Raw genomic sequence first — 21,218 nt, 5'->3', positions numbered from 1 at the left:
ATAGTTTTGATGCATTATTGAATTTAATGTATCAGAATCATGAAAAATAAGCTTCTCATTTCCATTCTTTCTTTCTTCATTGTCTTACGTCTGGCAGGTCAGACTCCCGATCTTATTATATATGGAGGAAAAATATTTACAGCCGATCCCGGAGAGTTATATACAGAAGCCCTGGCGATCAAAGACGGCAGGATACTGGCATCCGGCCCATCTGCAGAGATTCTAAAGCTGGCTGGGCAATCTACCAGACGCATTGATCTTAGCGGCAGGGTGGTAGTTCCCGGATTTAACGATGCCCACAACCACCTGTTGCTGAACGACCTGAAAGCCTACGAGATCCGATTCAAAACCATGAATCCGGATTGGAGGATGTTGCAGGACTCTCTGGCTAAGGTCGCGGCCCAACTTCCTCCCGGACGTTGGATTGTGGCAGAAATCGGACCGTCGATAGCCAACTCTCCGGAAGTCAGCAGAGCGGCCCTGGACCGGATTACATCGAAGCACCCGGTCAGGCTGCTTTCATGGTGGGGGCATGTCGGCATATTTAACTCTCCGGGATTAAAGGAAATGCAGATCCAGGATTCTCCTCATGATCCCAAAGGGGGATTTTATGACCGTTTGCCTGATGGTAAGACACTGGCCGGAAAGGCTTTTGAAAAGAATGCTTATAATCCTAATACAAGTTATGAAAAGGTATCTGCCATGCGGGGGGAAGAAGAACTTGTCGGGAAATTCAGAGGAATGACCGGTGAAATGCTTAAGTTGGGAATTACCAGTTACCAGAACATGTGTACATTGGCAAGGGCAGAAGACCTGGCAAGATTATGGAAAAAAGCAGGCCTCCCTTTCAGGCTGAGGTTGATTAAATGGGCCGACATGAATCCTGACGGTACCATCATGGTGCCTGGCAGAGAGATGTCGAAACATCCTGAAGGTATGCCTTTGCTTACAGTAAGTGGTACCAAATGGCTCATTGACGGTACACCGATAGAGCAGGGGGCATTTAACTATAAGCCTTATCCCGGACGGAAAGATTGGTATGGAAGGATGAACTACAGCAAGGAAGAAATAGAAAAAGCCTGCAGGGAAGCCTTAGCCCGCAAGGATCAGCTGATGTTTCATGTTTCGGGAGAGCAGTCTTATGGGAACCTGCTGGACATTCTTGAGAAAATGGAGGTAGACTGGAAAGCACTCAGGCCGAGAATAGAACATGGGGATATGGCTGGCTATTCACAGGATTTCCTGGACAGGACAAAAAAGCTGGGCATTATCATTGTGCAAAATCCAACCCATTTTACTTCACTGGACGGTACTGTTTCAGCTCCTCAGTATGCGAATGCCATGAAAACTTTGCTAAAAAACGGTATTCCGTTAGCCATCGGCTCTGACGGCCCTTTTAATCCGTTTCTCAATATTATGCAGGCGGCTACACACCCGATGAGGCCTTCAGAGGCTTTAAGTGTGGAAGAAGCGGTGATTGCTTATACAAACACTGCTGCATTTGCCGAATTTGAGGAAAAAGACAAGGGTACTCTCACCAAAGGCAAGGTAGCTGACCTGGCGGTCTTGTCACAGGATATTTTCAAGGTGCCCTTACCTGCCCTGATGGCCACACAAAGTGTACTGACCCTGGTAGGCGGTAAGGTGGTTTATGACGCAGGTGTGCTGAAATAGAATAAGTGATTGCATCCAGCCAAACTCAGTTTTTCTTACAGGTTTCAGAAGAGGGGAGTACTTTCATCATCTTGGTATGATGAGGTAGCTCCCTTTCCTTTGTTAATATACTTACGAACTCTTAAAAAAACCTTTCTTCCGTACCTCCGGCCACCAGTCTTTGCTTAATGTTCTATTTATAATATCATCAATATTGGGGATTTCCTGAAGAATTCAGGGACTTTACTTTTGTACAGATCAAAACAAGGTAAAGATGGCCTGGCTCCGGCTGAATTCAGCCGGAGGGCCAACGAAAAAAAACTCTGAAAAACAATGAAAGCAACCATTCAAATCATTTCAAAACTGGCATTCGTCCTCACACTGACTTTTATGTCCTGCCAAAAAGAAGCAACAAATCCTGAGCCGGAAGAAACAGGCGGCGGCACTGTTTACTTAGGGAATACTGACGGTATTTTTTACGCCATTGATGCCACTACCGGGACAAAGAAATGGGAGTTTAAAGCCGGGGACGCTATTTATTCCACTGCCACGGTGGTCAATGGGGTGGTTTATTTTGCCAGCTGGGATAAGAAAATCTATGCCCTTGATGCCGGAACGGGTACTAAGAAATGGGAGTCGAGCACAGCCGAAGTAGTTTTAAAGCAACCCTTTGCGGCACCTTTGGTGGTCAATAACCTGCTTTATTATCCCGGAGATAATTACTTCTATGCCTTGGATGCTGCCACAGGAGCTAAAAAATGGCAGTTCAGAGACGATGAAGTGTATGGCTGGCAGGCATCTCCTGCTTTCCTGAACGGCGTTGTGTATGCCAGTATCCGTGGAACAGGCAACAAAGTCGGGATCTATGGTCTGGACGCCCTTACCGGTGCCAGGAAATGGAAAGCAGAAAAAAGCCATGTAACAGAGTCTTCCCCGGCCATAGCAGAGGGGCTTCTGTATGCGGGTTCAGAATACGAAGGACTCAATGCCTTTGATCTGCAAACCGGGGCTACCCGATGGAGTTTTCAATCCGGTGCCATCGCCAAATCTTCACCGACCATTGCCAATGGGGTGGTGTATGTAGGTGCCGGTTCAATCAACAGCAGCACTGATAACGATAAGCTTTACGCAGTGGATGCGAAGACTGGTGTAAAGAAATGGGAGTTCAAGGTAGCTGACGGAGCCCCGTGGGATTCTTCCCCGGTAGTAGCCGATAACATAGTTTATGTAGGTGGGGGAGCCGCTTTGTATGCCCTGGATGCTGCCACAGGTACAAAGAAATGGGAGGCTAAAGCTGCTGTCAGCAATACCCAGGGGTCTGGTGCGGTGGTGGCCATGGGTATGGTATACATCGGCATAGATAAAAAAATATATGCTTTTGACGCGGCTACCGGTGTGAAAAAATGGGAGTTTGAAACCAGCCGTGCCGCTGACGAAGCCTCGCCCTGTGTGGTGGCGAAAGATGGTACGGTATACCATGCCGGGATCAGTGGGGTGGTGCAGTGAGTTCCGGCCGGGGTAATTGAATAACGTATTTGCGGGAAATGAATTAATTCACCTTTTAATATTTATCCTTTATGTTGACACAAATAACACTTGCCAATCAACACGTAATGTGTTTCGGGACTCTGCCGATGAACCTTCGGACAGACCATGTGAGAGAACTGCAGTTTTCTTTGCCAAAATTCAAATCGATCCCTACCGTATCTGCCACTATTCATAGTGATGACAGTACCGGTAATGTGATGGTTATCTGGAATATTGAGAAAAAGATTATCGGAAACGCCTATGTCATTACCATTTCAGCCATAAGCCCTGATGGTGCTCCGAATGACTTCATATACAAGTGTGACCTGGTGGTAGTCGGAGAATTAGAGTAAGTTAATTATTTCATCAATTTTTAAATCAAGAAAATATGTACAAATACAAAGTATTTATCGAAAACGTGACTTGCAATGATACGGAATCTATTCATTCTCCTGACAAACTTGTTTTATCTGGTTTAATTGCTTCCGGTACCAAACAAAAAGGATACGCTTTACCATTGATAAGAATAAATACCCATCAAACGAAATCTTATCCGGAAGATGTATCACTTCTTTTTGATGGCTACAGCAAAGAGGCGGTCATAGGTATCGTGGTTAATGCTGTAGACATTGACCAAAACAGTGGCTGGTATGAGAACAAGGAAAATATATCGGCTTTTGCCAAAAAAATTGGTGAGGCTGCTGTGACAGCTTACAGTGGTAATCCAATAGCCGGTAGTGAATCCGGAAAATATATAGATTCAGGGTTCCAGATTATTGACACTGTGGTTAATTTCTTTATTAATAATGATAAAGATGATGTACTGGGTAGTGCAAAGGGATTAATTGATTTTAATGAAATGGAAATTGGACAAAGAAGTACCAAGCGTTTCGAACAAGTATTTAGAGAAAATGATGATATAATCGTTGATTATAATGATTACAGTTATAAAATACGTTTTAGAGTAGAGTGTGAATTTATAATGAATCCACTCGGAGAAATATGTGCTAAATGGGAGAGTGTAGGAGCTGAAAACAGTTTTTTAGGTTTACCAATTACGGTGGAGACACAGTGTCCTGTAAAACCAGGCCGTTTTGTACATTTTCAAGGAGGGTCAATTTACTGGTCAGAAGACACCAAAGCTCATATAGTGAAAGGAGATATAAGATACAAATGGGAAGAAATGGATTGGGAAAACGGGGCAGCTGGATTTCCATGTGAAGAAGAAAAGCTAGATTTGAATAATTATTTAAGTCAGAAATTCGAAGAAGGTAAAATAATCAAAACGAGAGATGAGGTTAAGTTTGTACCTAACCACGAGATTCTTAGGCAGGGTCCGACAACAAGTGTTCACAGAACTGGTTAATTGATTAATATGATTTTGTTGATTCATTAGCTTTTGGATGATAAATAAATTTATAAAGCGTATTAAAAGCCAACCTGGCTTTTAATACGCTTATTTCTTTTACCCGTACTCACTGGGAAATAGGGTAAATTACTAAAAGTGTGGAAAAAGTTCCCCGACATTGATTGCCCATGTAGGCAGTTTTATTATTAAAGGGGTGTTTTTCCCCAGGGAATAACATTTTTAACACATCTATAAACTATCTGACGGCTTAAGGGTAGGCCGTTTATTTTAAAACTTAAAAGACCAATAAAATGAGAACCAGAAATTTGCTTTTAATCCTGATGTGTGCAGCTTCAATGACCGCTTTTGCACAAGAAAACATCTCTATCGGACCGGTAATCGGTGGAAATTTGTCTACACTGAGAGGAGACATAGATAATGTTAAATCAAGACCGGGCATAAATGTAGGGGGCTTTTTTAATTACAGTTCACAATCAAGACTAGGCCTGAGGGTTGAATTGCTTTATACCACTATGGGTACTCACTTCAACAACTCCGACCAGGAAAGAAATCTTCAGTATATCCAGTTGCCTGTTTTAGGTACTTTATACCTGAATGACAAAGGCCACGCTTTCAGACCTAAGGTATTTGCCGGACCCTATTTCGGTTATCTGCTAAAATCGACTGATGACCGTGGAAATGTTTACAATGACTCCAATGGTGATTTCGAGAAATTTGATGCCGGAGTAAAACTTGGTGTAGGTTTCAACTACAGATTGAATAATAAAGTGTGGTTAAACACGGATCTCTATTTCGGACAGGGCCTTGTGGACCTTTCTCCTGCTAAAAACGTCGACTTTAAAAACCAGGGTGTTGGACTTAACGTAGGTCTGAGCTTCCCGTTAGGCACTTATACCAAAAGCAACATGTAATCCGATTTTAAGAATTTATAAAACGGGCGGTCAGTATCTACTGGCTGCCCGTTTTTTTGTGGGGGCGGCCCGGTCTTTCTTGCATTTTAGCGGGGTAATGTCTAGATTAGCAGGCCACATCCTCCGATGATGATTCATCCCAGGATTTTCCGGATATATCATGTACAAAATTATTCTGATGATAGACTTTGCTGAAGAGTTCAGCAAAGAGTTACTGAAAGGAATTGCCCGGTATTCGAAAGAACACGGGCCGTGGATTTTCTGCAGAATGCCTTTGTTTCAGCGGGAAACCATCGGGGTGGAAGGGATCCTGCAATGGGCCAAAGAGTGGGGAGCAGACGGCATCATCGGGCAGTTTTATAACGACCCGAAAGTAGCCAGGTTTGTGGAGGAAGGCATCCCGGTCATTGCCCAGGACTTTAAGGAAAGATTTAAGGAAATACCCAACATCACGGCTGTACACAAGGAAGCCGGGACGATGGGGGCTGATTATTTCCTGAAAAAAGGGTTTAAGAATTTTGCCTATTACGGTTTTAAAGATATTGTCTGGTCCCGCGAGCGTGCCGAAGGATATGAAGAACGCATCAACAGGGCCGGGTATAAAGTGCATTATTTTGAAAATGCCATGGCAGGCTCTACCGAATTATGGTATTACAAACCCAGTTCACTGAGCCAGTGGCTGAAGTCCCTGCCGAAGCCCATCGCCCTCATGGCCTGTGATGACAACCAGGGTCAGCACATTACTGAAGCCTGCCGTCATTCCAAAATCAGGATACCTGAAGAAGTGGCGGTTTTAGGTGTAGACAATGATGAGATGATCTGTGATTTTTCCGATCCTCCTTTGTCGAGCATTGCCCAGGATGCAGAAAAAGGCGGGTATGATGCCGCTAAATTGCTGGAGCATATGATCAAAAACGGCTGCTCCTCTTTTTATGATGTGATTGTACGGCCTACGCAGGTGGTCACGAGGCATTCCACGGATATTTATGCCACCAATGACGACCATATTGCCTGCACACTTAAATATATTCACCAGAACATCGACAAGAACATCCAGGTGGACGATGTGGTAAAACAGGTGCCGCTGTCGAGACGCACCCTGGAAAAACGCTTTCAGTATATCACCGGATACCCGATATACAAGTACATTTTTAACCTGAGGATTGAGAAACTGAGCAGGAGGCTGCTGGAAACAGACCTGAGTGTCTTTGAAATTGCCCTGGATATGGGGCTGACGGACAGTAAGAACATTGCCCGTCAGTTTAAACAGCTCAAGGGTTGTACACCCATAGAATATCGTAAACAGTATTCCGTAAAACCAGGTATCTGATCAGTTTTCAGGCCAGTAATCTTTGATTTTCCTTCTGACAAACCGGACGCTCCGCTCTAGCTGGTCCATACCGTCAACACCGTCTTCGATGCTGATCCAGCCATCGAATCCGACTCTTTTTAACTCTCTGAAAATAGCATCATAGTCATTCAGGCCCTTGCCGATTTCACCGTGACTGAGTCTTTTGGCATATCCTATTGAACCGCCTTCTTCTTTTTTCAGGTCTTCGATGGTGCCGCTGAGTAAATAGCGGTCGCTGGCATGCATGGTCACTACCCGGTTGGAGACGCGATAAAGGAGTTCAAGCGGATCTTCTCCGGCCAGATAGGTGTTGCTCGGATCATAATTCACTCCGAAATTAGGATGTTGGATACGGTCTACGAGCATGCAGAAAACGTCTGCTTTCTGGGCAAATTCAGGATATTCCCAGAAGTCGTCCTTGTAATGATTTTCTATGATGAGCGTGATGCCCTTTTCCTGGGCATGCGGCAGGCAGGCTTCGATGCATTCGGCGGCCAGACTGACGCCTTCTTCGATGGAAAGTTCCGGTCTGCGTTGCCCGGAAAGCACCCGGCAGTATTTCCCGCCAAGAATACTGGTCATGTCTATCCAGTGTTTTTGTTTGGCGATTTCCTTTGCCCTGAAATCAGGATCAGGATGGGTAAAGTCCGGAGAACAGCACATCATCGGTATGGTGTGACCGTGCGATTCGACCTGTTCGCGGAATAAAGGCCAGTTGGACTCATCGGCCATTTCTAAGAAACCGGCATACCATTCGATACCGTCTATATCAAGTTTTGAAGCTAATTCTATCCATTCGGCTACTTTCATGGTGCCGTCTTTGCAGAGAGCGTGCATAAAAGCTTTGGGGAAAACGGCTAATTTGGGCATATCGGGATTTTCGGAAATTAAAGGTTAAATGGTTGAAGTGTCTTTCGGAGGATTACGTCCGATGAAAGGATGTTGTTCAAGTTCGACTACCTGTCCGCTCACCGGGCCGCACTCATCACCCAGCCAGTAAACGGCCGCTGAGGCTATTTCTGAGGGTTTGAGCAGTCGACCTGCAGGGGCAAAGACCGCCGGAACGCCTTTGTACCAGTCCTCGGAAAGACCATGTTCACGTTTGCGTTCGGCTTCTCTTTCTGTCAGCACCCACCCCGGATTGATCTGGTTGACCCTGACGCCGTTTTCCCTGTGGAGGGTATCTCCCAGGTTGCGGGTGAGGGTCATCAGGGCTCCTTTGGTAACACTGTAAGCCATGAGATTGGGCTCTCCGCTGTAGGCGTTGACCGAACCGATATTCAGCACATTACCGCTCGTTTTGGTCAGGTGTGGCAACGCTTCCTTAATGAGGGCAAAAGGAGCGAGGGTGTTGACTTCAAATATATGTCTGAAGAAGTTCAGGTCCGTGTCGTGAATATTGGAGGAAGCTACAATGGCGGCATTGTTGACAATCGCATCGATTTTTCCGAAGGCTGTCAGGGCTGTTTCTACCAGTTTTTTTACCGTATTTTCTTCAGCCAGGTCTCCGATGTACAGCACTGATTTTTCATTGCCCAATTGTCTGACCACTTCCTCTCCCAGGTCCTGTTCCAACCCGTGAATCACCACAGAAGCTCCTTCGGCTACGCACCTTTCGGCTATAGCCTTCCCGATGCCGGTACATGAGCCGGTGACGATGATGACTTTGTTATCGAGTCTCATATTCAGATCGGTTTTAAGACACTTTTGACCACCTCACCGCTGTGCATTTTTTCGAAGGCTTCGTGCCAGTCTGAGATGGCCCAGACACCCCCGATGATCGGTTTGACATCCAGCTGGCCACTTGACATCAGGGCGAGTACCCGCTCCCAGATGGGCCAGTTGTGGCTGAAACTGCCTTGTAAAGTCACATTTTTCTGTACCAGAGGATCTAAAGAGAACCCCAGAGGCTGAGGACCCCAGCCTACTTTGGTGATGTGTCCGTTGGGTCTTACCAGCTGCAGGGCAATTTTCAGTGTGGCACTTGCCCCGGCCGCATCAATGATGCAGTCTGCTCCCAGTCCGTCGGCTCTTTTGGCCCATTCTGTGGCGTCTCCGATGATGGCCTCACAGCCGTATTGCTTTGCTATCTCCAACCGGTGGCGGTCTGCTTCAAGACCTACAATAGCCACCTGGGCTCCGCACAACCTGGCCATGGCCGCACACAGGATGCCGATGGTGCCCGGGCCCAGAACGATCACCCGGTCGCCGGGTTTGATACGGGCGTTTTCCACCACGGCATTAAAGGCCACACAGCAAGGTTCTGTCAGACAGGCTTCTTCAAAAGGTACGAGGTCAGGAACGGCGTGCAGACAACGGGCCGGAACCCTCACATATTTGGTCATGGCACCATTGACCCCGTAACCAAACCCTTTGCGGGTAGGATCAAGGTTATATAAACCCTGTCGGCTCATCGGGTTGTTGATGTCGATCACCGCGGCGGTTTCGCTGACCACCCGGTCGCCTTCTTTCCAGCCTATTACCCGGCTGCCGACTTCGGCAATGTATCCGCCGAATTCATGGCCTAATACCACGGGGTAGTTGACCGGCCAGCTGTGGTCGGAAGTCCATTGGTGCAGGTCACTGCCACAGACACCGACATTGGCTACCTGTAACAATACGTCTTCGTCGCCGATGACGGGTTTTTCTATTTCACGGATTTCCACCGAGCCTTTTTCAGGGGCATAATTAACTACAGCAGCAGATTTCATAAGGTTGATATTTTTATCTTTTATTGAGGTGATCAGCGTTTTCCCACTTTGACATCACCGTAAGCATGTATTTTTTCACAGATAAGTCTCAGTGAACTTTCAAGGTCACCGTCAGCGGTTTTGAAAGCGTCGGCATCAATGGTCAGGGGAGCTCCCAATACGACCAGCGGTGCCCCGAATTCAGGACAACGGATGGCTTGTTCGAGACTGAGGCCACCGACGGCCTGAACCGGGATATTGACCGCCTGGACTACTTCCTTTAACTGGTCCAGAGGGCTGGGCATTCTGAAGCCGTTGGCAGCAATGCCCCGGCGTTCGTCGTAGCCGATGTGGTGGATGACATAATCGCAACCCAGGTCTTCGAGCCATTTTGCCCCTTCCACCATGTCTTCACAGACCATGTTGTCGCCCATGACTTTGACACCAAAGTCGCGTCCTGCCTGCACCACACATTTGATGGTTTCTGCATGAGCCCGGGCCATCACTACCACGTGGGTTGCCCCGGCTTTGGCCATCATTTCAGCCTCGAGGTAACCTCCGTCCATGGTTTTGAGGTCGGCCACAATGGGTACTCCGGGGAAAGCTTCGCGTAATTTTCTGACGCCGTGCAGACCTTCGGCAAGGATAAGGGGAGTTCCGACTTCAAGCCAGTCGACACCGGCTCTCATGGCCAGAGCGGCGGTTTCCAGAGCCTCATCAATGTTGGTGAGGTCCAGGGAAATTTGAACAATGGGTTTCATTTATTATTAAGGTTGAATATTGATTTCAGGTATGGTTAACCGGAAATTTCTGATCTCTAAAACTAAAAAAGTATTGGCACTAAATCAGGTTTTTATATTAAAATATTTTACAAATAACGGTCTCCTTTTTCAGACCTGATATTATTACCCTGATTACCTGCTGTGAGGCTATTAAAACCGGATAATTATTTCCGTTAAAGCTGAAGACTTTCAGTTACATTATATCCTTTGATTCTGACCACAGGTTCTTTTTGTCCGGCATTGCTTTTCCTGCACTTTACGGTCAGTACCTTTTCTTCTCCTGGCAATAAGGAGATATAATTGTCGGACCAGAAAACCGGGAGAATGGCTTTGTTATTTTCAGGATTGTTGAGTTGTAATTCGGTAAAAAAGGCCAGTTTATCAGACGGGTTTTTGAGTTTTACCGTGATTTCATATTCATCGTCACTGAGTTTGACAGATTTCGTTGCTTCCAGTTTCGCGGCGGGTAGATCATTGAGTGCTTTGAAGTCAGCATATTTTTTCTGAGGCGTATAAAACCAGAAATATTGGGACCAGTCCAGCTGGTCTTTTTCGGTGGCCAGCCAGTAAAAATTATCTGCAAGTACTTTGCCCCGGTCGTCCCTGATCTTAAGGTCCAGAAAATACACCTGGTGACTGCCTTTAAGTTCGGGGATTTTGAGCCATGATCGGCTCACATTGCTCCCCAGGGAAATCACTTCTGATTTTTCGAAGATCACCTTTGAATTCTGGTCCAGCAATCTTAGTCCGGCCTTGATATTCTTTACTCCGGCAGGTGCGTCATTGCTGAGATGTATGGTCTGGTCAAAGCAATTATAAATGGCCGTCAAAGGTTGTCCTGCTTTTTTGGTGCCGTAATAAGCCCCGGTCGGCATCAGGTAATAATCATACAACTGCCAGTAGAATTCCGGCCAGGGTGAATTCAGCATCCATTGTACTACCCCGGTCGCTTTCGGACGGTTGATCACAAAAGCTTCAAACATGGGCCTGATGGCCTCATAGTTCATCAGCTGGGCCTTGGCAGCCAGATCTTCGAGGTCTTTGGGCTGGCCGTATTTGTTTTCGAGGGCAGTCAGATAGACTTTCATCGTGTTAAAGTCTTTTCTGCCGGAATGGAAATTCCACATGGCGTTATCGGCAGGCCACAGGTGGGTTTGGGACATCATTTTTTTGATGCCTTCCAACGGGGGAATCTGCGGGCCGGGGCCGGTTTCGGAATTGAAGCCGAAGGCACCACCCAGTTTCTGGTCCTCAAACCAATAGACCGGGGGCACATATTCATAAGGCCCGTTCATTTTCATGCCGGATGAGCCGGTGAGCGTGCTTTCAAATGCTCCTGAAGACACGAGGAAAGGCCGCGTCGGGTCGTATTTCCTTAGCGTTTCGAGGTACCTTTTTTCGAGAGACGGCTTGGGCATGGCGTCGCTGCCACCAGCCCAGGTGAATATCGAGGGGTGGTTTCTCAGCCATTTGACCTGGTCTCTGAAATAATCCGAAAACAGGGTTTCTTCCTGTGGGGTTAATCTCACCGCATACAAATCGACACCTTCATTGATCGGCAGATTTTCGTCGCCGGGTTTCATTTTGAGCTCTTCGCCGATGTAGTCGGGCCATTCCCACTGGCAGCTCCAGCCGACCATGAGCAAAATGCCGTTTTCATCACAAAGGTCGTAAATGTGATGATTGTTGCCCCAGATGCCTTCAAACCGCAGCGAATTGAGGTTCATTTCTTTGACGTACCGGATCTGGGCGGCATCTTTTTCAGGCATGTATCTCAGCAGCAGGTCGTCTACCCAGCCCGCACTTTTGATGAGTACATCGCGACCGTTGACCTTATAACCACGTACACCTTTTGCATTGAGATACGTTTCGATTTTCCTGATACCAAACCGTGTACTTTTGGAATCCAGCAACTGGTCCTTTTCTTTAACTTCCAGGTTGACGGTATATAATTCAGGCTTTCCCAGCCCGTTCGGCCACCAGAGTCTCGGATTTTTGAGGTGAAGATTTTTAAACTCTTCAGGTGTAAACCTGATCTCTTGGTGTTCCCGGGCTTTAAGCGTGACTTTCTTTCTGAACTCAATGGCTTCAATTTTTCCGCTTATTTCTATTTCTTTTGGCTCGTTGCTGTGATTTCTCAGTTCTGCACTTACCGTCACCGACGCCTGACTCAGGTCTTTTGTGTTGACATCAGGAGCAACAAACAGGTGGCTTACAGAGACCTTTCCTGATCTTTTCAGTCTTAATTCCCTGAAAATCCCCATGTTGTTGTCGGGTGGTTTGGGAGCCCAGTCTACAAAACCCATGTAAAAATTACGCACCTGCGGAGGAAAAACTTCTACAAGAAGTACATTGTTTACGGATTTTATGGCAGAAGATACATTGATTTCAAATTGACGGAAAGCCCCGGCAAGGGTATCCTGGCTGGCAATCTGAACGCCGTTGAGCCAGATATTGGCCCTGTAGTTAATGCCGTCCACCATCAGGCTCAGGTTTTCTTTTTCCTGGTCAAAGCCGTCAAAATCAAACTGGTTTCTGAACCACCAGGAGTGCTTGAATCTTTCGGCCGGAATTTTCTCCAGGTTTTTATCAAAAAAGATGTCCTTATATTCTCCAGACTCGGTCAAAGCCCCCAAAACCGTGGTCGGGACACTTGTTTTGGTCCATTTTCCGGATTGCCTGATGCCTGCCGTGATGGTTTTGGCGTCACCTTCCACCTCGTGGGTCGAGGCGATCATCCACCCGTCCCTTAAAGAGAGTTCTCCGGGTTTAAGAGGGGCATCACAGCCGGTTAATGACAGCAGGAGTAAAAAGGAAAACAAAAGTGGAATTTTATGTTTCAGAAGCATATCACCTTGCCCGGTTTTTAGATTTGATATTTAGATATTACTGAAGGGAATGCATTTCGGGCTATCGCTATAAAAAATATATTTTGACAGGATAGTCTCTTTACGGTCAATCAGGGTATAGTACAATAAAAGTCACATCCTTCAAAAATACCCACTATTGAAATGAAAAGCAAACAGGTTTATTTAAGCATGTTGGTAGCCGGAATGGCCATGGGTACAGCCTGGGCCATCAGGGGACAGTTTGGTCATGAGCAGGGAGCCGCCTGGGCCGGAGGCATCGGTGCCCTGGGCGTTTTGCTGGTTTCCAAACGGATAGACTGGTACAATAAAGTTTTAAGTGTGGTACTGGCCGGAGCCTTAGGCTGGGGGATAGGAGGGGTGATGAGCTATGGTGTGGTGGTGGGCTATGGCCGGGGCACAGATTTCGGAAATGTGTATTACGGTTTGTGTATGCTTTTTGTCATTGGCGGTTTATACGGTTTTTTAGGAGGAGGCTTGTTCGGACTGGCGATTTCCAGCTCTGCCAAAAGGATGGTCAAATGGTCGAACATCATCGTAGAGATGGTAGTGGGAGGGCTGCTGGTTTATTTCTTCTTTATTGAGCAGTTCGGCTGGCTGATGACCCCGCCGCGATCTGAAATGTGGGCAGCCTGCCTGGGTATGGCCCTGGCATTGACCTGGTACCTGGTTCGCAATAAGCAACACGCAGCCATGAGGGTGGCTATTTTTGCCGGATTGGGCGGAGGTTTCGGTTTTGCTTTCGGCAATTTCCTCCAGGTTCTGGGCGGTGTACTCGAAATAAAATTTAACTTATGGAATGTCATGGAATACTCGCTGGGCTTTTTTGGCGGAGTCGGGATGACTTACGGCACGCTGACGTCTCATTGGGAGGTGTCGGAAGACAAACATAAGAAAACTTCACAATGGTTTCCGGTCATGATGCTTGTGCTGGTGATTCCGCTGATTGTCTGGCAACAGTCTTTTGAAGTGAAGCGGATTGCAGAAACCTACCTGAATCTGAGTCCGGCCGACTGGACCCTGCCCGTTATCTGGACTGCTTTTGCTTTGGTGTTGCTGTTCAGTGCTTTGTGGTTTAATAAGTATTATTTCAGGCAATCAGGTATTGTTAATTATGGGTATAAGGACCTCTTTACTTTTTTTGCCGGTCACCTGGGGCTCTATATTGTATTCAGTTTTCTGATCACCGGGGCATTCATCAGTATGTACAGGATTGAGCAGTATTTGTACGTAATCAACCTGGTGGTCATCCTGTTCTTAACCGGGAAAACCCATCCTGAATTCACCGGGAAAGAAATTGATGGTTCCAGATGGGCGAAGGGAATGCTGGCATTGCTGGTTTTTATAGCTATCCTGAGCTTTATTCTGGTCAATACTCACGGAGAGCTGGCGGGTTCTCATAACCGTTTTGAATAATATGAAAACGAATGAATCGAGTATACGGGGAGAGTTGCTTACTGGAGGAATACTGACGGTAATTTTCAGTTTACTGTTTCTTTATTTTAACAAAGAAAAATCAGGAGCTGAATTGGGATTGCAAATGCCCTTTTTCATGATCCCGTACTTTTTGCTTTTTACCATTGGCCAGCCCGGTGTTTCAAAAAAGATTTAAGGGAGTTTGTTGTTGTCCAAAGAGCGTGTTTTGCTGTTCCCCCTATTGCTGATCGTTATTTTATATGTTTATATTACACTGAACGGTCAGTCTCCTTTCGGCGGTGCTTCTTCTTTGTTTGGGTTCTATTTTCTTTTTCCGGTTTTGGGTTTCCTGGCTTTTCAGAAGACGGGCCCGCCTGTGGTGTGTTCTGATTTTGTTTTCCTGCTACTTTTCCTGATTCCGGCCACCATGCTTTCTTTTGAAGGTGGCACAGGCCTGCCGTATGGTGGTTCAGGTTTCGGTTCGGTACTGAGAATCGTCATCATGCTGGGGGCAGTGTATACCTATCGGTATGTCAGAAATATCAGTGACATCGGCTTTTTCCCGGTGTTTAAAACGAAGTATTTTGCTTACGCCGCGGTGTCGTGGCTTCTGTTTGTGGGGCTGGTGATGTTGTTGGGTTTTGTGGGTAAATTCATGAAGCTGACCGGACCGGAAGCACTGTCCGGCGAATTTATTTCCAAACTAATCGCCGAACTTATACGGATATTCATCGGTACGGCTCTTTTTGAAGAACTGTTTTTCAGGGGGCTGATGCAGAATATGCTGACCAAAAAAATCGGTTTTCATAAAAACTGGCCCGTATTCTGGAAATGGGGTTTTGCTGTTTTTGTCGTGCTTTCTGTCCTCGTTGGTTATGGACTAAACCCCAAAATATTCTGGTTTCCGGTATTGATCCATGTGATCCTGTTCGGAACAGCCTGGTTTCTTGAGAAGAAGCAAAACCATCCGCAGGGCACTTTCACTTCCATGGCTATTGTCAGTATGTTTTTCGGACTGGTGCATTATCACGCCGGTTCGCTGCCTTACGTGGGTCTGGCCTGTGTGGCGGGCTGGGCTTATGGTTATACTTATCTCAAAACCAAAAATGTCTTTTATGCCGCCCTGGTTCATACCCTGGTGAATGCTTCTGACATGATTTTCGGGCTGGAAATTGTAAAATAGCGTTTTGGGTCATCTCCCCAAAACGCCATAAACTTTTTGAACAAAATCAGTCTGAATCACGTCCACGCCGATGTCTGAGGCTTTTTTGTAGTTTGCCGGGAGATCTGTGAAACCCAGTAAATCAGTGAATGCCTTGATTTTATGACTATGAATGGTTTTGACAAGATTCTCGTCCATAATCTGCCATTTGACGTCAAAAGCATAAGGTTTCAGCTTTTCTATTTTGGCGGTGATATCTTCCGGTTTATTGAGAGCGGGCATCAGTTTCGCTTCGGGATAAACGGTTTTTAACCTGAGCAGAAAATCATCTGATCCGTAAAATACAGCATCTTTGAGCAACTTATACCTGGCCAGTTCTTTGACCAGCGGTTCCGGCTGCACATCTTTACAATCCACATACAATTGGGTACCCTGATGGTGTTCCGCATTCCATTTAGATACGAGACTGCAGGTTTCTTCCAGTGTCGGAATTTTTTCTGAAGCAAATGCATTGTCGAAGCCCTTTCCGGCAGAGAGTTTCCTCAAGGTTTCTTCGTCAAAATCTTTCATAGGCCCTTCTCCGTTGGTGGTGCGGTTCAGGGTGCCGTCATGAAGGATCAGTAAGCGTCCGTCTTTGCTCGTTCTGACGTCTATTTCGATGTAGTCGATTTTCATTTTCAACACTTCCCTGAAAGTCGCCAGGGTATTTTCGGGAGCCAGCCTTGAATTGCCCCGGTGGGCAGAGACCTTCAGAGAGTCAGGACTGTAAACATCAGAACTCCGGCAGGCCGAAGCCTCCGGAGTTCTGATAAAAGAAGTAAATAAGAAGTAAGCCGCCGTTAGGCAGAAATAAGATTTATTTTTCATCAGATAGCTGATCATTGTCTGAAAGATGTATACCATTTTTTCCGTTTACCAGGTTGTTGAAGTGCCGTTCGAGGATAACGGAATACTTAGGGTCCATTTCTTCTTGTCCCAGATCGGCCAGCAGCTCCTGCAGCTCTTCCATAGAGAGCTGATCCTTGAGGAGCTTTTCAATTAAAATTTCCGGTCGCATTAGTTTTCTGGTTTGATTAATAAACCCTGAAAATCACCTTATAGATATGTATTACAATACTTTTTCTGAGTCGGTAACAAACACCCTGGTGCTGACCGTATAAGTACCTCCGCTAGGGTCTTTGTATTTCAGGTCGACATAAAACGCCTGGTAGCCTTTGGCCGGAGACGGTACGGTCACTTTAATGCCCGGTTCGTCTTTCAGTTTCAGCTTTTTGCTAAGCCAGAGGTTATTTCTGAAGTCGCGGTCAGAAGAAGTCGTCCACCAGATGGTAGCGTCCACCAGCTCGGTTTTTGGGGCATCAATGTTTAATTCTGTTCCACCGGCTACAGGTTTGGTACTCCAGGTAGACACCGGGTATTCCTTGTTCATAATAGTAGTGGCAAAAAAGGCACTCAGAGCTTCGAAAGCCTGTTTTCCGCCGCCAAGGTCGTGTCCTGCATTCGGTACATAATGGATCATGTTTTTGCCCGGAATCTGGTCATAATAGTGTTTGATGGCGTCCACCGTCCAGTATTCATCGTTGGTACCGATAAAAATAATCTTAGGGACCGTCAGCTTGCTTCTGTATGAATACGGATCAATCATCGTGGTGATGGCCTTTCCTTCTTCGGTATCAGTACTTTGAGGAATACCCAGTTTGGTATAATCTTCGATCTGGATGCTGTATTCTCCGTAGGTTTTAAACTGGTAATCCAGTGTTACCGGCATATTCAGCATGTCAATCACCATCGGTCCGATAGCTTTTACTCTTTTGTCGTCAATAGCGGCCGACAACCAGGTGGTCCATCCGCGTTTTGAAGCTCCTGAAATCACAAAGCCGTCTACTTCCTGTTTCAGGTTTTGTCTGGCAAATTCCTGCACCGCATCCATGGATCTTACGGCTGTTTTCACCATCGGGAAAAGCAGCGGCCAGGAATAATCCTTATCCTGTTTGAAATTATGAAGGGTATAAGAAATCAGGGCATCTTCGGTCAGGTCGCCATATAAAGGCTGGTTGGGAGCTTGTTTGATCAAAGCCACAATCGCCTTGTTTTTCTCAGCTACACCTGCCAGTGACGGCCACAGTTTATCGTCTTTACTCCAGTTCGGTTGTTCTGCTTTGTTTGAACCTCCGGTGATGAACAAAAGGGCTCCGTTGTATTGCTTGTTTTTAGGGACAAAAATGGTCAGCTGATGTCTCCAGGTGTGTTCTCTCCATTTCTGAGAAGTCAGCAGTAAATTATAGCCGGTTACTTCGCCAAGCGTAAATGAATCTTTCACTTCCCATTTGAAAGTGGCGTCTCCGTTGTTGATATAACTTTTCAGTGCGGTTTCCGGTGTGATCAGGGCCTTTTTGGCTGAGGTCTGGGCATGGGCATAGAAAGTAAGCCCCAGCAACAGGATTGAAAACAGACCGGCTTTTAAAAATTTGTTCTTCATAACTCAGATACGTTATTGGTTTTAATTGATTCTTTAATGCTTTTATTCAGGTTTCGGACTTTCTTTAACGAGTTTCAGGGCCTGGTCTATGTATATTTCCGCGGTCATTTCACCCAGACTGGTACGGCTCACATAATCATAACGTTTGAAACTGTTATAATCTACTTTGGTGAGCATATATCCGAAGGCATCGTTGGTCAGACCGAAAAGAAACGGCAGTTTGGTCGGCATATTTCTTTTCAGGTAAAAACCGATGTTGGGCAAAGCCTCCCCCGGAATCGTCAGTATCTGGGCAGGACCGAGGTTAATCAGGTTGACCTGTGCAGAAACATGATCCGGTTTCGAAAATTTGTACTGAAGCGGTGAGTTTTTCATGATATATTTCATCACATCAGACTCTATCGGAAACTCAAATTTACGGGAGGTGCAAAAGATTTTAGGGTTTTGGACCACCGGAGCGTTACTGATGATCCGCATGGTTTCTTCGCCCAGCAGCTCCCCGATCCGGATGCATTCTTCCCACGAGTTGTTTTCATTGCCGGGCTCTCTTCTTGTGTCGGCAGTCACCATGCCTCCCTGGGCACCATTGATAAATATGGCCACACCACCGCCTTTCGCTTCGATTTTGTCATACATCGGGCCGCAGAGGTCAGGACTCAGAATGCCTCTTTTTGATCCCAGCACTTCAGGGTGAATGGCGTAATTGACCAGCGTGGCAATGTTACTTCCTTTATTTTTACCGGTCGTTGCCACCGCCTGGATCACGCCGCATCGGGGATCATAAAGATCGGGAGCGTAATAATTATAGGCAATTTTACCTTTGGCATCTGCCACCGCTATTTTCAGGTCAGCCGGTTCTGCTTTGCTTAAAGCTTCATTGACTGCGTCAGCGATTTGCTTTACACACCAGTCGAGGTACTTCATGTCTGCAAAGTTCTTCCCTGTCTGGTCAGGGAATCCGTAGGCATCAGGGGCACTGTGCGTATGGCTGGCCGAAATCAGTATGTTTTCAGGGGGGATACCTTTGATCAGGGCCCTTGACTTATCTCCCAGGACGGAAGGCCATCCGAGGTTATCGATGCCTACCATGGCGATCTTGGTTTGTCCGTTGTCAAATACAATGACCCGGACAAAAAGGTCGCCTTTTTTCTCGGTGACGGGCTTCGGTGTGCCGATACCTCCTGAAATGGGCAACAACGGATCGGGGGTAATGACCTTTGATACGGCCCCGACCTTCAGCGTTTGAGAAAATGCTGATCCTGACAAACAAATCAGCAGCAAGACAATCAGACCGTTCTTTTTCATATTGGATAGGAGGGGTGGACAGTACCACCCCTCTGAAATTTATTGATTACCAAGGTTTACCTGTGCCCTGCAAAACCCACGGTTTTGACCACGGACTGTTTTTGCCGTCAGCTTCTGAGTAGGCGGTAGTCTCCAGTTTACCCATCGCTGATTCGGTGTTCGTTTTGTTCAGGTTTCTTTCGTCAAGCATATAGTAAAAACGGACAGGAAGCACTTTTCTGATGGCAGAAGGTCCGGCTTTCAATTCAGGGAAACCGGTTCTTCTGTAGTCAAACCATGATTCCTGGGCGGCTGTCCAGCTGGATATCCATTTTTGTTCGATGATCTGCTTTTGTGTACCGTTATAAGCTACCCCGGCACCGGCTATGTAGGCATTGTATCCGGCACCTACACCCCACGAATCCATAGACGCTTTTACACCCGCTTCGTAGTGGGTTTTGGCATCTCCTGCGGCCCAGCCTTTGAGAGCGGCCTCAGCCAGGATGAAACGTACCTCGGCAGTGGTCATCAGGCGTGATTTGAGCAAGGTACCCTTGGCCTGTTTGTAAATATCATTCAGCCACGATACATGCGGATTGTTAGCTGCCTGCTCTGCAGTAGGGCTCAGGTTATAAGTAGCTCCGCCGATGATGCCGGGAGGAAGTCCCACATACTCGGGATGCGTGTTGACTTCTTTGCCGGCCACTTTGTCCGGAGACAGATAACGTTTTCCGTTTTCGATCTTATCGGTTCCTTTCGGAAGCGACTCGTCAACAACCAAAGGAATCTGAACTTTGTTCGCCCATACGCCGATCCTCGGATCTTTCAGTTCAAGGAGTTTCGTGACCAATGTTGCACACATTTTCAATCTTCTGTAGTTGCTGGCACTGGCATCATATACGGCATTGGCAGGCCATGAGTCGTCGTTGCTGTTTCCGGCAAAAGGCATTCCGGCGTCATCGGCCACGGCTGTAATCAAAGGATACAGCGTAGGATTGGCTACTATTTTTTCAATGCCGGCTTTGGCTACATCAGGTTTTTTGGAAGATATCCTCATGTAATATCTCAGTAATAAAGAGTTGGCCAGTTTTCTCCACTTAACCGGGTTACCCTGGTAGTAGATATCAGCACTGCCCACAGAGCCGGTATATTCAGCGGCTGTTTTTGAAAGTAAGGTATTGGCTTTTTCCAGATCTGCCAGGATACCGGTATAAATGGCCTCCTGGCTGTCATACACAGGAAAAGTATTGGCGGACCCTCCTTCAGCACCTTTGAGTGCTGCTGAGTAAGGAGCATCTCCCCATAAATCTGTAATAAGACCAAACATCATGGATTTCATGACCAGTGCGATGCCCTGGTGCAATTCATAATTCAAGGTTACAGAGCGGTCATAAACATATTGGTTGTTTCGCAGGATGTTGTAATAGTCGGTCCAGCTCTGGCTTCCGCCCCATTCATAGGTGTTATGCCCACCTGTCCAGCCGTCTTTCTGGGTATGTTGCATCACCCCGGCGATGTCCTGGTAGCCCAGGTTTACAAAAGCCTTTCCGGCTTCTGTCAGTACAGTAGGCAGCACCAGGTTGGGATTGGCACTGGTAGGGTCCACTCCGTTCGGATTGACATTCAGTTCGGTAAGATCTTTGCAGGAAAATACCGAAAATGAAAGCACCACAACCAAACCCAGCATTCTGATGATATGATTTTTCATTATATTTTTCATTTTAATT

The 21,218-nt window shown here is 46.6% G+C and carries 18 protein-coding genes; 8 read left to right on the top strand and 10 right to left on the bottom strand.

From position 1 onward, the window contains the following. Positions 1-39: 39 nt before the first annotated feature. The 6 genes from GVN16_RS04345 (at position 40) to GVN16_RS04320 (ending at position 6,790) form a co-directional block, all read left to right on the top strand. Positions 40-1,674 carry an amidohydrolase gene (locus GVN16_RS04345; protein WP_166562628.1) on the top strand — a complete coding sequence of 545 codons (1,635 nt, stop codon included), beginning with the start codon at positions 40-42 and terminating at the stop codon, positions 1,672-1,674. Positions 1,675-1,986: 312 nt separating this feature from the next. Then, the gene (locus GVN16_RS04340) at positions 1,987-3,159 is read left to right on the top strand and encodes a PQQ-binding-like beta-propeller repeat protein (protein ID WP_166562627.1); all 1,173 of its coding nucleotides are present in this window, start codon (positions 1,987-1,989) and stop codon (positions 3,157-3,159) included. Between the two features lie 71 nt (positions 3,160-3,230). Continuing rightward, positions 3,231-3,533, top strand: a complete 303-nt coding sequence (locus GVN16_RS04335; protein WP_166562626.1) for a hypothetical protein — start codon at positions 3,231-3,233, stop codon at positions 3,531-3,533. A 35-nt stretch (positions 3,534-3,568) separates the two neighbouring features. Then, the gene (locus GVN16_RS04330; RefSeq protein WP_166562625.1) at positions 3,569-4,546 is read left to right on the top strand and encodes an LGFP repeat-containing protein; all 978 of its coding nucleotides are present in this window, start codon (positions 3,569-3,571) and stop codon (positions 4,544-4,546) included. A 293-nt stretch (positions 4,547-4,839) separates the two neighbouring features. Further along, a complete protein-coding gene (locus GVN16_RS04325) occupies positions 4,840-5,460 on the top strand; it encodes a porin family protein (RefSeq protein WP_166562624.1) in 621 nt (206 codons plus the stop codon). A gap of 160 nt (positions 5,461-5,620) precedes the next feature. Then, a complete protein-coding gene (locus tag GVN16_RS04320) occupies positions 5,621-6,790 on the top strand; it encodes a DNA-binding transcriptional regulator (protein WP_166562623.1) in 1,170 nt (389 codons plus the stop codon). Here GVN16_RS04320 and GVN16_RS04315 read toward each other — a convergent pair whose 3' ends face one another. From GVN16_RS04315 to GVN16_RS04295, 5 genes are all read right to left on the bottom strand, one after another. After that, positions 6,791-7,681: a sugar phosphate isomerase/epimerase gene (locus GVN16_RS04315; protein WP_166562622.1), complete on the bottom strand. Its 891-nt coding sequence runs from the start codon at positions 7,679-7,681 to the stop codon at positions 6,791-6,793. Between the two features lie 24 nt (positions 7,682-7,705). Continuing rightward, positions 7,706-8,494: an SDR family oxidoreductase gene (locus GVN16_RS04310; protein ID WP_166562621.1), complete on the bottom strand. Its 789-nt coding sequence runs from the start codon at positions 8,492-8,494 to the stop codon at positions 7,706-7,708. Positions 8,495-8,496: 2 nt separating this feature from the next. Beyond that, a complete protein-coding gene (locus GVN16_RS04305; protein WP_166562620.1) occupies positions 8,497-9,522 on the bottom strand; it encodes a zinc-binding dehydrogenase in 1,026 nt (341 codons plus the stop codon). 32 nt (positions 9,523-9,554) lie between these two features. After that, positions 9,555-10,262, bottom strand: coding sequence for an orotidine 5'-phosphate decarboxylase / HUMPS family protein (locus GVN16_RS04300; RefSeq protein ID WP_166562619.1), 708 nt, complete (start codon positions 10,260-10,262; stop codon positions 9,555-9,557). A 194-nt stretch (positions 10,263-10,456) separates the two neighbouring features. Further along, on the bottom strand, positions 10,457-13,132 hold the full coding sequence (locus GVN16_RS04295) for a glycosyl hydrolase 2 galactose-binding domain-containing protein (protein WP_166562618.1): 2,676 nt from the start codon (positions 13,130-13,132) through the stop codon (positions 10,457-10,459). A 162-nt stretch (positions 13,133-13,294) separates the two neighbouring features. Between GVN16_RS04295 and GVN16_RS04290 the strand changes: the two genes are divergently transcribed. Together GVN16_RS04290 and GVN16_RS04285 are read left to right on the top strand one after the other, a co-directional pair. Next, positions 13,295-14,566: a hypothetical protein gene (locus GVN16_RS04290; RefSeq protein WP_166562617.1), complete on the top strand. Its 1,272-nt coding sequence runs from the start codon at positions 13,295-13,297 to the stop codon at positions 14,564-14,566. Between the two features lie 226 nt (positions 14,567-14,792). Next, a complete protein-coding gene (locus GVN16_RS04285; RefSeq protein WP_166562616.1) occupies positions 14,793-15,749 on the top strand; it encodes a CPBP family intramembrane glutamic endopeptidase in 957 nt (318 codons plus the stop codon). Positions 15,750-15,758: 9 nt separating this feature from the next. On the opposite strand, the gene GVN16_RS04280 is transcribed toward GVN16_RS04285, so the two are convergent. From GVN16_RS04280 to GVN16_RS04260, 5 genes are read right to left on the bottom strand one after another with little or no spacing between them, the layout of a single operon-like run. Further along, positions 15,759-16,595, bottom strand: coding sequence for a glycerophosphodiester phosphodiesterase family protein (locus GVN16_RS04280; protein WP_166562615.1), 837 nt, complete (start codon positions 16,593-16,595; stop codon positions 15,759-15,761). Then, positions 16,585-16,785 (bottom strand): hypothetical protein, encoded by a 201-nt coding sequence (locus tag GVN16_RS04275; RefSeq protein ID WP_166562614.1) that lies wholly within the window; start codon positions 16,783-16,785, stop codon positions 16,585-16,587. Before GVN16_RS04275 ends, GVN16_RS04280 begins: the two co-directional genes overlap by 11 nt. A gap of 51 nt (positions 16,786-16,836) precedes the next feature. Beyond that, the gene (locus GVN16_RS04270) at positions 16,837-18,207 is read right to left on the bottom strand and encodes a PhoPQ-activated pathogenicity-related family protein (protein ID WP_166562613.1); all 1,371 of its coding nucleotides are present in this window, start codon (positions 18,205-18,207) and stop codon (positions 16,837-16,839) included. A gap of 42 nt (positions 18,208-18,249) precedes the next feature. Further along, entirely contained in the window at positions 18,250-19,512 is a 1,263-nt protein-coding gene (locus GVN16_RS04265) for a hypothetical protein (protein WP_166562612.1), read from the bottom strand. Positions 19,513-19,558: 46 nt separating this feature from the next. Then, positions 19,559-21,199, bottom strand: coding sequence for a SusD/RagB family nutrient-binding outer membrane lipoprotein (locus tag GVN16_RS04260; protein ID WP_229244051.1), 1,641 nt, complete (start codon positions 21,197-21,199; stop codon positions 19,559-19,561). Positions 21,200-21,218 lie beyond the last annotated feature (19 nt).

This window comes from Emticicia sp. CRIBPO (assembly GCF_009905725.1).
In the GTDB taxonomy this organism is placed as follows: domain Bacteria; phylum Bacteroidota; class Bacteroidia; order Cytophagales; family Spirosomataceae; genus Leadbetterella.
This window is presented reverse-complemented; position numbering and strand designations above follow the sequence as displayed.